A 13109-nucleotide genomic window follows, 5' to 3' on the forward strand; every position below is an offset into this window, starting at 1 on the left:
GCTCAAGAAGCCAACCGTGACGACAGGTTGCGCAGCTTGATCGAGGTCGAGCGCGCCGCGTAGCCCCACAGCCGCGGCGTGGTGGCCAGGTCCAGCACCGCCGCGGCGCGCCCCCCGTAGAGATCGGCCTTGATCTGTTCGAACTGCTGCAGCCCCTGCGCCCCCTGCTTGCAGCGCGCCAGCGCCCGCCGCAGCTCGGGCGACAGACGATCGCGATAGGCATGCAGCAGATGGTCCACGTTGCGCAGCACCGGCTGCAGATTCAGCACCGTGCGCGAGTGCGGCGAGCGCGTCCTGGACACCTCGCTGTACGGCAGGGTGTACACGTAGTACGCCTCCGGCACGATGACCACGCTGGCGCCCTCCAGCAGACAGCGGATGTGCAGATCGAAGTCCTCCCCGATCTTGCAGGCCGGGTCGTAGCGCAGCGCATGCGCCTGCAGGAAGTCGCGGCGCACGATCGGCTTGATCACCGGGAAATAGGCGGCGATCCGCCCCGACAGGATCTCGCGCACCTTGGGCACGTTGTCGGAGTTGCGCAGGAACGTCGCCGCATCCAGCCGCATCGGCGCGTCTCCCGGATTGAACGCCATCACCCCGACGTTGCGATCCAGATGCACATCGCGCAGCCACTGGTTGTCGCCGACCACGTCCAGCGCCTGCGCATCGGCCAGCGCGACCAGCCGCTCCAGCCGCTCCGGCAGCAGCGCATCGTCGGCATCCAGGAACGCGAGATAGCGCCCGCGCGCCTGATCGATGCCCGTGTTGCGCGCCACCGCCACGCCCCCGTTGCGCGCCTGCGTGAAGACCCGGATGCGCGCGTCCTGCGCGGCCAACGCCTGAGCCGTGGCCAGCGTGTCGTCGCCCGAGGCGTCATCGACGATGAGAATCTCGAAATCCTGCAGCGTCTGCTGCTGTACCGAGGCCACCGCACGGCCGATGAACTCGGCCGCGCGGTAGGCGGGAATGACGATCGAAACCAGAGGGGCCATGGGGGCGGGCTGCCTATGCGTGGGGGAGGGGTTTGCGAACCAGATGCGCGCGCAGGACCGAACTGCCCAACGCCGCGGCGGCCATCACGCACAGGCCCATCGCGCTCAGCGCCAGGAAGATCTCCAGCCGACCCAGGCCCATGACCCAGTGCCGCCCGAGCCCGTACAGCACGGCCAGCGTCACCAGCGCACAGGCGGCGATCGGCAGCAGATCCTGGCGCATCCAGGCGCCATAGAGGCCCGGCACCAGCCGCCGCTGCACCACCGGCGGGTAGGCCACAAAGGTCACCACCTGCACGGCACAGGTGGACAGCGCCGTGCCCATCGCCCCGTAGCGGTAGGCCGACCAGGCGATCAGCGGCGCCCCCAGCACGGCCTGTACCGTGCTCACCCGCAGGTTCAGGCGCAGGTCGCCGAAGGCGTACTGCAGGTAGTACTGGTAGGAGGTGAAGGTCAGGAACGCGATGCCGACCATGTACCAGAACAGGATCGGCGCGGCCCACTGCGCCGCGGCCAGGTTGCCGGTCCAGGCGTACATGAGCTCCTGGCCGAACACCGCCACCATGCCGGTCAGGGGAATCATCACCACCGCGGTGAGCTGGGTGGCGCTGCGGTACAGGCGCACCAGCGGCCCGATCTCCCCGCGCGAGTGCAGATAGGTCAGGCGCGGGATCAGCGCACTGCTGATCGGCGAGGCCGCCAGGATCACCGCCCCGCACAGCGCGGTGACCAGCGAGAAATAGCCGTAGTCGGTCAGCGGCAGCAGTCCGGACAGCAGCAGCCGGTCCAGCTGCGACAGCAGCATCCACAGCACCGAGGTATAGGCCACGCTCAGGCCGAAGGGCAGGGCGGCCACCAGCGGCGCCCGGGCGAAGCGCAGGCCGATGCGCATGGCCGTGGCCGGGAACACCTGGTAGCTGCGCCAGGCCAGCACCACCGGCTCGACCACGGCCACCACCAGCTGGAACAGGAAGAACGCCAGCGGCGTGGGGCTGACGAACTTCAGCACCGCCAGCGACCCCAGCGCCTTGACCAGCGCCAGCACGATGTTGATGGCATTGAGCGAGACCTGCGCCTCCATGCCGTTGAGCGCGGTGCGGTAGATCGAGGCGAAGAAGCGCAGGCCGATCATCCAGCCCATCAGCGCCACGCACAGACTGACCTGGCCGGGGTCCAGCGTCTGCACCTTGAACCAGTGCGCGCCGATCAGCGGACTGGCCGCACTCATACCCAGCCCGGTCACCAGCGCGATGCCGGCGAAGATCAGCTCGACGCTGCGCAGGATCCGGCGGAAGTCCGTGAAGCCCTCCGCCGTGGCGCGCGCACGCGCCACCTCGCGGTTGAGCATCGGCGACAGCCCCACGTCCAGCAGCCCCAGCCACAGCTGCAGCACCACGAAGAACCCGACCAGGCCATAGGCCTCGGCGCCCAGGTATTTCAGATAGAACGGCACGAACACGATGCCGACCAGCGTCGAGACACCCTGCCCCAGATAGTTGGCCAGCGCATTCATGCGCACGGAGGGGGAGCGGGTCATGGAATCCAGGTGTGGCCGAAAGCTGCGACAGAACATAACGCGCGGACCGGTCTTTTTAGGACGCCGTCGCACGAATCTGTAACGTCCGGACAAAAAGCGGCTCTCGGCCGAGGCAGCGTGAGGTCCGTGCACGCGCCCAGCCCCCTCCCTTTCGCCACAGGCGAAGGGGAGGGCCGGGGTGGGGTGCTTTTGCTCTTCGCTTCGGTGGCTTGCCCGCGAAAGCCCCGACCCCTCCCCATCCCTCCCTTGCGCTACGCGCAAGGGAGGGGGCCTCAAGTCGAAGCCCTCCCGTCACCGATCGCGCTCTGCGCATGGGCGAGGGTCTCGAATGACGGCGCAAACTGAAGTCCTGTGACCTGACGCGTGCGGCAGCGGGCCGGCGGGCGGGGGCCGCGACTCGCGAGGCAGGACGCCGAGCGCCCGAATCAGGGCAGGATGCCCTGATTGAGGGAAAAGCGGCCCCCGCCCGCCGGACCGCTGCCCATCCGAAGCCAGAGCGCTCTCAACCGCCCGATCCCAAGAGAAGAACCAAAACAAAGGGCGGCCCAAAGGCCGCCCCTTCACACCCAAACCGCGACCAGCCCGGCCCCTACAGCGCGTAGCCGAACTGCTGCTTGAACTGGTCGTTGAACTCGTCGAAGTCGAAACGCTGGTTCTGCGTGCCCGGATGCTCGACCTTGAGCGCGCCCATCAGGTTGCCCATGCGGCCGATGGTCAGCCAGTCGCAGCCACGCTCGATGCCGAAGATCAGCCCCGCGCGGAACGCATCGCCGCAGCCGGTCGGGTCCACCACCCGGCGCTCGTGCGCCGGCGGAATGTCGTAGGTCTTGCCCGGCGTATGCACCAGCGCCCCCTTGGGGCCCTGCGTGGTGATGTAGGCCTCCACCCGCGAGACGATGTCCTGTTCGTTCCAGCCGGTGCGCTCCTGCAGCAGATTGGACTCGTAATCGTTGACGACCACGTAGTTGGCCTGCTCGATGAAGGTGCGCAGCTCCTCGCCGTTGAACAGCGGCATCGCCTGGCCCGGATCGAAGATGAAGCGGATCCCGCCTTCGGCGAACTCCTGCGAGTTCTGCAGCATGCCCTCGCGCCCGTCGGGCCCGACCAGCCCGATGGTCACCCCGGGCACGTCCTTCACGTGGTTCTCGTAGGACCGCATCATCGCCCCCGGATGGAAGGCGGTGATCTGGTTGTTGTCGTGATCGGTGGTGATGAACGCCTGGGGCGTGAACAGCTCATCGATCACCTTCACGCAGGACAGATCGATGCCCAGCGACTCGAAATGCTCTCGGTACGGCCCGAAGTCCTGGCCCACCGTGCCCATCGGCAGCGGCTTGCCGCCCAGCAGATGCAGGTTGTAGGCGATGTTGCCGGCGCAGCCGCCGAACTCGCGGCGCATGCGCGGGACCAGGAAGGACACATTCAGGATGTGCACCTTGTCCGGCAGGATGTGGTTCTTGAACTGGTCCGGAAACACCATGATGGTGTCGTAGGCGAGGGAACCACAGATCAGTGCGGACATTGGCTCGTGTCTGGCTGGCGTTGGCGCGGCCGGCCGGCGCGGGTCGCACGCGGCAGGCTCGGGATAAGAGGAACCGACCCGACCGGGGCGGCAAACGGCGACAAGGGTATCGTCTGGGGCCGGGCAGGGCCAGACGCGCGTGCAGCGGCCGACCCGCCGAAGGTGGCCGAGGGCCTTGTTCAGCCAGCGATTTTCCTTGTATGGCGCAGGGCGGATTGCTAGGCTAGCCGACCCCTTTTTTGCCCATTTTTTCGCCAGCGGCGCAGGGCATTCGCACTTCTTTCGAAGGATCTGGTCCCCCGATGTTCAAAAAGCTGCGCGGCATGTTCTCCAACGACCTGTCCATCGACCTGGGCACGGCCAACACCCTGATCTACGTGCGCGGCCAGGGCATCGTGCTCAACGAACCCTCGGTGGTCGCCGTGCGCCAGGACCGCGCCATCGGCGGCACCCGCTCGGTCGCCGCGGTCGGCTCGGAGGCCAAGCAGATGCTGGGCCGTACCCCCGGCCACATCACCACCATCCGCCCGATGAAGGACGGCGTCATCGCCGACTTCACCTACACCGAGGCGATGCTCAAGTACTTCATCAAGAAGGTGCACAAGTCGCGCGTGCTGCGCCCCTCGCCGCGCGTGCTGGTGTGCGTGCCGGCCGGCAGCACCCAGGTCGAGCGCCGCGCGATCAAGGAATCGGCCGAGGAGGCCGGCGCCCGCGACGTCTACCTGATCGAGGAACCGATGGCCGCGGCGATCGGCGCCGGCCTGCCGGTGACCGAGGCGCGCGGCTCGATGGTCATCGACATCGGCGGCGGCACCACCGAGGTGGCGGTGATCTCGCTCAACGGCATCGTCTACTCGCAGTCGGTGCGCATCGGCGGCGACAAGTTCGACGAGTCGATCACCAATTACGTGCGCCGCAACCACGGCATGCTGATCGGCGAGGCCACCGCCGAGCGAATCAAGGTCGAGCTGGGCTGCGCCTACCCGCCGCCGGTGGTGGAGGAGATGGAGATCTCCGGCCGCAACCTGGCCGAGGGCGTGCCCAAGATGATCCGGATCAACTCCAACGAGGTCCTCGAGGCCCTGCACGAGCCGCTGTCGGGCATCGTCAGCGCGGTCAAGCTGGCCCTGGAGCAGACCCCGCCTGAGCTGTGCGCCGACGTGGCCGAGCGCGGCATCGTGCTGACCGGCGGCGGCGCCCTGCTGCGTGACCTGGACAAGCTGATCTCCGAGGAAACCGGCCTGCACGTGCAGGTCGCCGACGATCCGCTGACCTGCGTGGCCCGCGGCGGCGGCCGCGCGCTGGAGCTGGTGGACATGCACGGCAACGAGTTCTTCGCGCCGGAATGAGCGTGAAGCCGGGACCGGGGACCGGGGACCCGGGACCCGGGTCAAGCAGGGCATCTTTCCAGGACGGTTCGGCTTGTGGCGGAGTGCCGTTCTGCGGTCCCGCGCGTGTCTCCGTCTTGCCGTTCCCCCGGTCCCCGGTCCCCGGTCCCGGGTCCCGCCCGGTTCTTTTCCTTCCTCGCGCCTAGTTATTCGTGCCTTCCTACGCCGGCCCTCCCGTAGCCCCCCGTCCGGGCGAGATCGCCAGCTCCCTGCGGCTGCTGGCGTACCTGGCGCTGGGCGTGGCGCTGGTGATCCTGGACCACCGCGGCGGCTGGCTGGCCCAGGCCAGGCAGCAGCTGGGCCTGGCCGCGCAACCGCTGTGGTGGGTCGCCGGGCTGCCCGGCAAGCTGGGCGCGCGCCTGCAGGATGACGCGGCCACGCTGGGCCAGCTGACCGAGGAAAACCGCCGCCTGCGCGACGAACTGCTGATCTCCAACGCGCGCCTGACCCGGCTGAGCGCGGCGGTGGCCGACAACGCCCAGCTGCGCGCCCTGCTGGGCGCGGCCGGCAACCGTGGCCTGGACGTGCAGCTGGCCGCGGTGCTCAACATCGACCTGGACCCGACCCGGCAGCGCCTGGTGATCGACGCCGGCAGCCGCGACGGCGTGCACGTGGGCCAGCCGGTGATCGACGCCGGCGGCCTGCTCGGCCAGATCGTGCAGGTGATGCCGACCTATTCCACCGTGCTGCTGCTGACCGACCCGGATCACGCCGTGCCGGTGATGGTCCAGCGCAGCGGCGTGCGCCTGCTGGCCTCCGGCAACGGCCGCAGCGACCAGCTGCAGCTGGTCAACGTGCCGCTCAACGCCGACATCAAGGACGGCGATGTGGTGGTGACCTCCGGCCTGGGCGGGCGCTTCCCGCCCGGCTTCCCGGTCGGCACCGTGGCCGACCTGCACGCCGACGACAGCCGCACCTTCCTGGTCGGTGAGCTGCGCCCGGCCGCGCATCTGGACCGCGGGCGCAATGTGCTGCTGCTCAAGGCCGCCGCGGCGGTGCCGGCGGTTCCCAATGTCGGGATGCCAGGCGAGGGACCGGAGGCCGGGGGCCAGGAGCCGGCGAAAGGCAACGGCAAGACCAGCGGCAGGAACGACGGCGGCGGTGTGGCAGGCGCGACCACTTCGCAGCCCTCTGCATTCGCCGCTTCCGCGCCTCGCCCGGCACCTGGCGCCCAGCCCGCAACCCCAACTCCCGGCGCCTCCGCTTCTGCCCCGGCTGCAGGCGCACGCTCCCCGAGCCCGGCGCCTGACGCCTCTGCTGCTTCCCCGGCCCCCGCCTCTGCGCAGGAGCCCCGCCCATGAGCCGCCAGCGCAAGGGCTGGGTGCTGCCGGTGAGCGTGCTGGTGGCGCTGCTGCTGGCCCTGCTGCCGCTGCCCCCGCTGCTGCAGCCGCTGCGGCCGTACTGGCTGGCGCTGGTGCTGGCCTACTGGGTGATCGAGGAACCGGAGCGGGTCGGGCTGGGCTTCGTGTTCGTGGTCGGGCTGATCGCCGACATCAGCTTCGGCGGCTTGCTCGGCGAACAGGCGCTGCGGCTGGTGGTGATGGCCTTCATCCTGCAGCGCTTCCGCGCACGGCTGCGCTTCTTCCCGCTCTCCCAGCAGGCGCTGGCGCTGGGCGGCCTGCTGCTCAACGACCGCATCGTCGCCAGCGCGATCCATCTGGCCATCGGCGAGCCGCTGCTGCCCTGGGCCTACTGGTGGGCGCCGCTGATCGGCATGGCGCTGTGGCCGCCGGTGTTCGTGCTGCTCGACGCGCTGCGCCTGGGCCGGCGTTCCTGAGCTGGCAGCCCTGACCATGTCGCGTCGCCGCCCGCTCAAGAACGCCCATGCCGAGGCCGACCAGTTCCGCCGGCGCGCGGCGCTGGGCTTCCTGGGCGTGTTCATCTGCCTGGCCGGGCTGGGCGCGTGGTACTTCAAACTGCAGGTGCTCGATCACGCCGAGTACGCCACGCGCTCGGAGGCCAACCGCATCAAGCTGCGCCCGGTCGTGCCGGCGCGCGGCAGCATCTACGACCGCAACGGCGTGCTGCTGGCCGAGAACATCCCGGCCTTCCGCCTGGACGTGGTGCCCGATCAGGCCGGCGATCCGGACGAGTGGCTGGATGCGCTGGGCAAGGTGGTGGCGCTGGATCCGGAGGAGGTCAAGCACTTCCTGGCCGTGCGCAAGGTCAGCCGCGGGTTTCGCGGCATCACCATCAAGCCCAAGCTGAGCGAGGAGGAGATCGCCGCGCTGGCGGTGGACCGCTGGCGCTTCCCTGGCGTGGAAGTGGTGCCCTACCTGACCCGCCACTACCCCTACGGCCCGCTGCTGGCGCACGTCATCGGCTACGTCGGGCGCGTGGACGAGGCCGACCTGGCGCAGCTCGGTGAAGGCAACTCGGCGCTGACCCATGTCGGCAAGACTGGCCTGGAGCGTTATTACGAGCAGCAGCTGCGCGGCAAGGTCGGCTACGAGAAGGTCGAGACCAACGTGGAAGGCCGCGCCCTGGGTGTGGTCGGGCGCGTGCCGGCCCAGGCCGGCACCGACCTGAAGCTGTCCATCGACATCAAGCTGCAGCAGGCCATGACCGAGGCCTTCGGCCAATACGAGGGCGCGGCGGTGGCGATGGACCCGCGCACCGGGCAGATCCTGGGCATGGTCAGCCTGCCCAGCTACGACACCAACCTGTTCGTCAACGGCATCTCCACCCGCGACTTCAAGGCGCTCAACGAGAACCCCTCGCGCCCGCAGTTCAACCGGCTGGTGCTGGGCGGCGTGGCGCCGGGCTCGACCATCAAGCCGCTGATGGGCCTGGCCGGGCTGGACAGCGGCACGCGCCGGCCGCAGGACAAGATCCTGTCCACCGGCATGTTCTACCTGCCCGGCGTCAGCCGCGGCTGGGGCGACTCGCACCGCGGTGGCCATGGCTGGACCGACCTGCGCAAGTCCATCGCCCAGTCGGTCAACACCTACTACTACAAGCTCGCCGTGGACATGGGCATCACCCAGGTCGACGCGTACATGACCAAGTACGGCTTCGGCGCGCCCACCGGCATCGACCTGGCCGGCGAGATCGGCGGCATCGTGCCGTCGCCGGCCTACAAGATGAAGAGCCGCAAGGAGGCCTGGTATCCCGGCGACACGGTCAACATCGCCATCGGCCAGGGCGACTGGAAGGTCACCCCGCTGCAGCTGGTGCGCGCCATCTCCGGCGTGGCCGACGGCCAACTGCGCACCCCGCGCCTGGTGATGGACACGCGCAACGGCTTCGACCAGCCCTGGCAGCCGATCGCGCCCGGCCCGACCAAGCCGATCAGCGATCGCCCGGACAATCTGCAGTGGGTACGCGAGGGCATGATGGACACCATGCGCCCGGGCGGCAGCGGCTACGCCATCGCCGTCGGCGCGCCGTACCAGATGGCCGGCAAGACCGGCACCGCGCAGGTGGTCAGCCGCAAGGGCCTGGCCGCGGTCGATCCGCGCAGCCTGCCCATGCACCTGCGTCACCGCTCGCTGTTCGAGGGCTTCGCCCCCGCCCAGGCGCCGACCATCGCCCTGGCCATCGCGGTGGAGGGCGGCGGCTACGGCGCCAGCACCGCCGCGCCGATCGCGCGCAAGATCTTCGACGCCTGGCTGCTGGGCAAGATGCCGGGCGACACGCCGGACGCGCCGGACATCGTCGTGCCCGAGGACGGCACCGACACCGGCGCCGCGCCGCCGCCCCCGTCCGAGATTCCGGGCGCGCCCGGACCGACCCCGCCGCCGGCCCCGACCGCCGCGCCGGTGCCGGCCGAGGCGCCGCGCGAACCGCAGGCCGCGCCATGACCGGCCTGCTGCGCTACCTGGGCGATCTGGTCTGGCGCTTCGCGCGCAGCCTGGACTGGGTGCTGTGCCTGGCCCTGGCCGGCGTGATGTGCTTCGGCCTGGCGGTGATGAAGAGCGCCGGCGGCGCCACCGGCGGTACCCATCTGGTGATCGCCCAGGGCATGCGCTTCGTCATCGGCGCCGGTGCGATGTGGGCGCTCTCGCGCGTGCAGATGCCGCGCCTGCGCGCCTGGACGCCGCTGATCTACGCGCTGTCCATGCTGCCGCTGCTGGCGGTGTTCGTGCTGGGCACCGGCAAGTACGGGCGCCAGTGGTTGGACCTGAAGGTGTTCTACCTGCAGCCGGCCGAACTGCTCAAGATCACCATGCCGATGATGGTGGCCTGGTACCTGTACCGCGTGCCCCTACCGCCGCGCTTCACCACCGTGCTGATCGCCGCGGCGATCATCGGCATTCCCACCGGGCTGATCATGCTGCAGCCGGACTTCGGCACCGGCGTGCTGATCGCCGCCTCCGGCGCGTTCGCGCTGCTGCTGGCCGGGCTGCCGTGGTGGTGGGTCGGCATCGGCGTGGCCGGCGTGGCCAGCGCCGCGCCGCTGGCCTGGTTCTTCCTGCTGCGGCCCTACCAGAAGGACCGCATCATGATGTTCCTCAACCCCGAGAGCGATGCGCTGGGCGCGGGCTGGAACATCATCCAGTCCAAGATCGCCATCGGCTCGGGCGGCCTGACCGGCAAGGGCTGGGGCCTGGGCAGCCAGTCGCATCTGAACTTCATCCCCGAGCAGACCACCGACTTCGCCTTCTCGGTGCTGAGCGAGGAGTTCGGCTGGATCGGCGTGGCCACGCTGCTGACGCTGTATCTGGTGATCGTCGGGCGCTGCCTGTGGATCGCCATGCAGGCGCGCGACACCTATTCGCGCGTGCTGGCCGGCTCGCTGGGGCTGGCGTTCTTCGTCTACGTGCTGGTCAACGGCGGCATGATCTCCGGCCTGCTGCCGGTGGTGGGCGTGCCGATGCCGCTGATGAGCTACGGCGGCACCTCGGCGGTTTCGCTGCTGGCCGGGCTGGGGCTGGTGATGGCGGTGCGCTCGCACCGGCCGGTGAATCGCTAGCGTCTGCCTGGGCACCGATCACATGCCCTGGATGTCCGTCGCAATCCCGCGACGACACATGAACAAAATCGGGCAAGTGACTGACGCGACAGGGTTCATTTCCCGTTATCGCGTGCTAATCTCGGCGCCGATGATCCGACGCGCACTTGCCTGCCTGTTCACGCTCGGCCTGGTCGCCTGTGCGACCCAGCCAAGGCCTTCGACCCCGCCGAAACAGACCGCCCCGCAGCCGCGTCCCACGCCGGCCGCGCCGATGCCGACCGGTCCTGCGCCCGCGGAGACCTCGGTCGAGCGCCGCGCCGACGCGGCGCCGGTGGACCTGACCCCGGTGCCCTTCGAGGTGGCGCGGGCCAACTTCATCCGCGACACCGCCGCGCGCTTCGGCCTGGATCCGGCCTTCATCGAGGCCACGCTGGCCCGCGCCAACTGGCGCGAGGACACGATCAAGCTGATGTCCAAGCCGGCCGAGCGCACCATCGGCTGGAACGAATACCGGCCGCGCTTCATCACCGCCTCGCGCATCAGCGCCGGGCAGGCCTTCCTGGCCGAGCATCGCGCCCAGCTGAGCCGCGTCGAGCAGCGCACCGGCGTGCCGGCCGAGATCATCGTGGCTATCCTCGGCGTGGAGACCAGCTACGGCGGCTACACCGGCAAGACGCCGGTGATCGATGCGCTCTACACGCTGGCCTTCCGCTATCCGCGCAGCGGCAATCCCGACCGCGCCCAGTACGAGGCGCGCCGCGAGCTGTTCTTCCGCGATGAGCTGGCGCAGCTGTTCGCCCTGGCCAAGGAGCAGCGGCTGGACCTGTCCACGCTCACTGGCAGCTACGCCGGGGCGATGGGGCTGGGGCAGTTCATGCCCTCCAGCTATCGCGACTTCGGCGTGGACGGCGACGGCGATGGCCGCATCGACCTGCTGACCGACCTGGACGATGTCTTCGCCTCGGTGGCCAACTACTTCGTCAAGAAGGGCGGCGCCTACGGCTGGGAACGCGGCGGCCCGGTGGCCGTGCAGGCCCGGCTGGCGCCGGGCGCGGTGGAGTTCAACCCCGACGACTGGACCCCGACCTGGACGCTGGGCGAGCTGGCCACGCGCGGTTACACCCCGCTGGCGCCGGTGCCGGCCGGCGAGACCGCCACGCCGGTGACCCTGTCCACCAGCAGCGGCCCGCAGTACTGGCTGGGCTTCCGCAATTACTACGCCATTACCCGATACAACAACTCCAAAATGTACGCGATGGCCGTATGGCAACTTTCCGAAGCGATCGCCGGCCGCCCGCTGCCGCCGGCATGAAAATCTGGCTGCTCCTGGCGCTGGTGGCGACCCTGGCGGCGTGCAGCAGCGCGCCGCGCAGCAAGGGCGCCAAGCCGGGCGAGGCCACCATCATCGTCCCCAAGGGGGAGAAGGCCCCGGCCGCGGTCGCCGCCGGCTGCCTGGGGCGTTACGCCCCGGCGGTCGAGGATCCGTCCACGCGCGGCGACTACACCGCCGGCGGGCTGTACAAGCCCGGCGTGTCGGACAGCACGCCCACCGAAGTCCCCGACGTGGACTGCATCGCCGAGCCGACCATCGCCGCCGAGCCGCTGTCGGACTACGGCAACAAGTCGCCCTACAGCGTGCTGGGCAAGAACTACACGGTGCTCGATACCGCCGCCGATTACGAAGAGACCGGCCTGGCCTCGTACTACGGGCAGAAGTTCCATGGCCGCAAGACCTCCAACCACGAGGTCTACGACATGTACCAGTTCACCGCCGCGCACAAGACGCTGCCGCTGCCCAGCTTCGCCCTGGTGACCAACCTGGACAACGGCAAGAACGTGATCGTGCGCATCAACGACCGCGGGCCGTTCCACGATGGTCGCGTGATCGATCTGAGCTACGCCGCGGCGGTCAAGCTGGGCATCACCGGGCGCGGCACGGGCCGGGTCGAGGTCAAGGCACTGCATCCGGACGATCCCAAGCTGCCGGCGCTGCTGGCCAGCCGCAACACCGTGCGCAGGCCGGTGGCCACCACCGTGGCGACCGGCGTGCCCACCACCATCGCCACCGGCAAGCCGGCCGCGGTCAGGCCCTCGGCCATGGATCAGCTGGTCGGCGGCCTGCCGGCCGCGTCGCGGACCGCGACGGTCGCGGCACAGCCGGTGCCTGCCGCCGCCGTGGCCGCCGCCGCCCCGATGGACACCAAGGCGGCGCCGAGCGATCCCTCGCTGCGCTACTACACCATTCCCAATACCAAGAAGCCGGCCAGCGCCGACCGCTTCGAGGCCTGGATGAAGAGCCAGGGCGTGCACGTGGCCACCGGCAAGCCCGGTGCCCCGGCACCCGCGCCGGCGACCGCGGTCGCCGTGGCGACGCCCGTCGCTGCCGGCAAGGGCGCGGCCGAGGCGGCGCCTGCCGCACGCCCGGCGCCAGCGCCGGCCCGGCCGGTCGCCTCGGCCGCCAGCACCGGCAACCGCACCTATGGCCAGTCGGCCATGGCCGTGCTGCTGCAGGTCGCCAGTTTCGCCAGCCGCGACAATGCCGAGCGCGCCCTGGCCCGGCTGGTGGCGGCCGGCATCCCTACGGCGACGCTGAGCGATGTCATCGCCGGCGGTCGGACCCTGTGGCGCGTGCGGGTCGGCGCAGCGGACAATGACGGGGCCGACGCCCTGGCCGCGCGCATCGCCGGGCTGGGCTTCGCGCGGCCGCAGGTCGTGCGCGAGTGACCCGCACGCCGCCGCGCGGGTCGCGGCCGGCGTCCCCTTTCTTCGTCTT

10 protein-coding genes are annotated in these 13109 nt (G+C 70.1%); 7 read left to right on the forward strand and 3 right to left on the reverse strand.

Features of this window, described 5'->3' with window-relative positions; genetic code table 11:
• Window positions 1-2 precede the first annotated feature (2 nt).
• From MWN52_RS03750 to MWN52_RS03760, 3 genes are all read right to left on the reverse strand, one after another.
• Window positions 3-992 (reverse strand): glycosyltransferase family 2 protein, encoded by a 990-nt coding sequence (locus MWN52_RS03750; protein ID WP_286576671.1) that lies wholly within the window; start codon window positions 990-992, stop codon window positions 3-5.
• Window positions 993-1005: 13 nt separating this feature from the next.
• Window positions 1006-2529 (reverse strand): lipopolysaccharide biosynthesis protein, encoded by a 1524-nt coding sequence (locus MWN52_RS03755; RefSeq protein ID WP_286576672.1) that lies wholly within the window; start codon window positions 2527-2529, stop codon window positions 1006-1008.
• Between the two features lie 589 nt (window positions 2530-3118).
• On the reverse strand, window positions 3119-4051 hold the full coding sequence (locus MWN52_RS03760) for a carbohydrate kinase family protein (RefSeq protein WP_130523238.1): 933 nt from the start codon (window positions 4049-4051) through the stop codon (window positions 3119-3121).
• Between the two features lie 302 nt (window positions 4052-4353).
• Here MWN52_RS03760 and MWN52_RS03765 point away from each other — a divergent pair, with 302 nt between their 5' ends.
• The 7 genes from MWN52_RS03765 (at window position 4354) to MWN52_RS03795 (ending at window position 13060) form a co-directional block, all read left to right on the forward strand.
• A complete protein-coding gene (locus tag MWN52_RS03765) occupies window positions 4354-5400 on the forward strand; it encodes a rod shape-determining protein (RefSeq protein ID WP_130515619.1) in 1047 nt (348 codons plus the stop codon).
• A 191-nt stretch (window positions 5401-5591) separates the two neighbouring features.
• Window positions 5592-6740, forward strand: coding sequence for a rod shape-determining protein MreC (gene mreC / locus MWN52_RS03770; RefSeq protein ID WP_425608076.1), 1149 nt, complete (start codon window positions 5592-5594; stop codon window positions 6738-6740).
• On the forward strand, window positions 6737-7216 hold the full coding sequence (gene mreD, locus MWN52_RS03775; protein WP_130515623.1) for a rod shape-determining protein MreD: 480 nt from the start codon (window positions 6737-6739) through the stop codon (window positions 7214-7216). Before mreC ends, mreD begins: the two co-directional genes overlap by 4 nt.
• Window positions 7217-7232: 16 nt before the next feature.
• Window positions 7233-9242: a penicillin-binding protein 2 gene (gene mrdA, locus MWN52_RS03780; RefSeq protein WP_425608077.1), complete on the forward strand. Its 2010-nt coding sequence runs from the start codon at window positions 7233-7235 to the stop codon at window positions 9240-9242.
• Window positions 9239-10354 carry a rod shape-determining protein RodA gene (gene rodA / locus MWN52_RS03785; protein ID WP_130530844.1) on the forward strand — a complete coding sequence of 372 codons (1116 nt, stop codon included), beginning with the start codon at window positions 9239-9241 and terminating at the stop codon, window positions 10352-10354. Before mrdA ends, rodA begins: the two co-directional genes overlap by 4 nt.
• Before the next feature lie 130 nt (window positions 10355-10484).
• Complete coding sequence (mltB, locus tag MWN52_RS03790; protein WP_286576679.1) at window positions 10485-11648, forward strand: lytic murein transglycosylase B; 1164 nt, start codon at window positions 10485-10487, stop codon at window positions 11646-11648.
• Window positions 11645-13060 carry a septal ring lytic transglycosylase RlpA family protein gene (locus MWN52_RS03795; protein WP_286576680.1) on the forward strand — a complete coding sequence of 472 codons (1416 nt, stop codon included), beginning with the start codon at window positions 11645-11647 and terminating at the stop codon, window positions 13058-13060. Before mltB ends, MWN52_RS03795 begins: the two co-directional genes overlap by 4 nt.
• The last annotated feature ends 49 nt before the right edge of the window (window positions 13061-13109 follow it).

Source organism: Pseudoxanthomonas winnipegensis, from assembly GCF_030322905.1.
GTDB classification, from domain to species: Bacteria; Pseudomonadota; Gammaproteobacteria; order Xanthomonadales; family Xanthomonadaceae; genus Pseudoxanthomonas_A; species Pseudoxanthomonas_A winnipegensis.

Excerpts from the sequence above, each read along its gene's own strand:
- MWN52_RS03750 (WP_286576671.1), bottom strand. The coding sequence starts at position 992 with ATGGCCCCTCTGGTTTCGATCGTCATTCCCGCCTACCGCGCGGCCGAG.
- MWN52_RS03755 (WP_286576672.1), bottom strand. The coding sequence starts at position 2,529 with ATGACCCGCTCCCCCTCCGTGCGCATGAATGCGCTGGCCAACTATCTG.
- MWN52_RS03760 (WP_130523238.1), bottom strand. The coding sequence starts at position 4,051 with ATGTCCGCACTGATCTGTGGTTCCCTCGCCTACGACACCATCATGGTG.
- MWN52_RS03765 (WP_130515619.1), top strand. The coding sequence starts at position 4,354 with ATGTTCAAAAAGCTGCGCGGCATGTTCTCCAACGACCTGTCCATCGAC.
- mreD (WP_130515623.1), top strand. The coding sequence starts at position 6,737 with ATGAGCCGCCAGCGCAAGGGCTGGGTGCTGCCGGTGAGCGTGCTGGTG.
- mrdA (WP_425608077.1), top strand. The coding sequence starts at position 7,233 with ATGTCGCGTCGCCGCCCGCTCAAGAACGCCCATGCCGAGGCCGACCAG.
- rodA (WP_130530844.1), top strand. The coding sequence starts at position 9,239 with ATGACCGGCCTGCTGCGCTACCTGGGCGATCTGGTCTGGCGCTTCGCG.
- mltB (WP_286576679.1), top strand. The coding sequence starts at position 10,485 with ATGATCCGACGCGCACTTGCCTGCCTGTTCACGCTCGGCCTGGTCGCC.
- MWN52_RS03795 (WP_286576680.1), top strand. The coding sequence starts at position 11,645 with ATGAAAATCTGGCTGCTCCTGGCGCTGGTGGCGACCCTGGCGGCGTGC.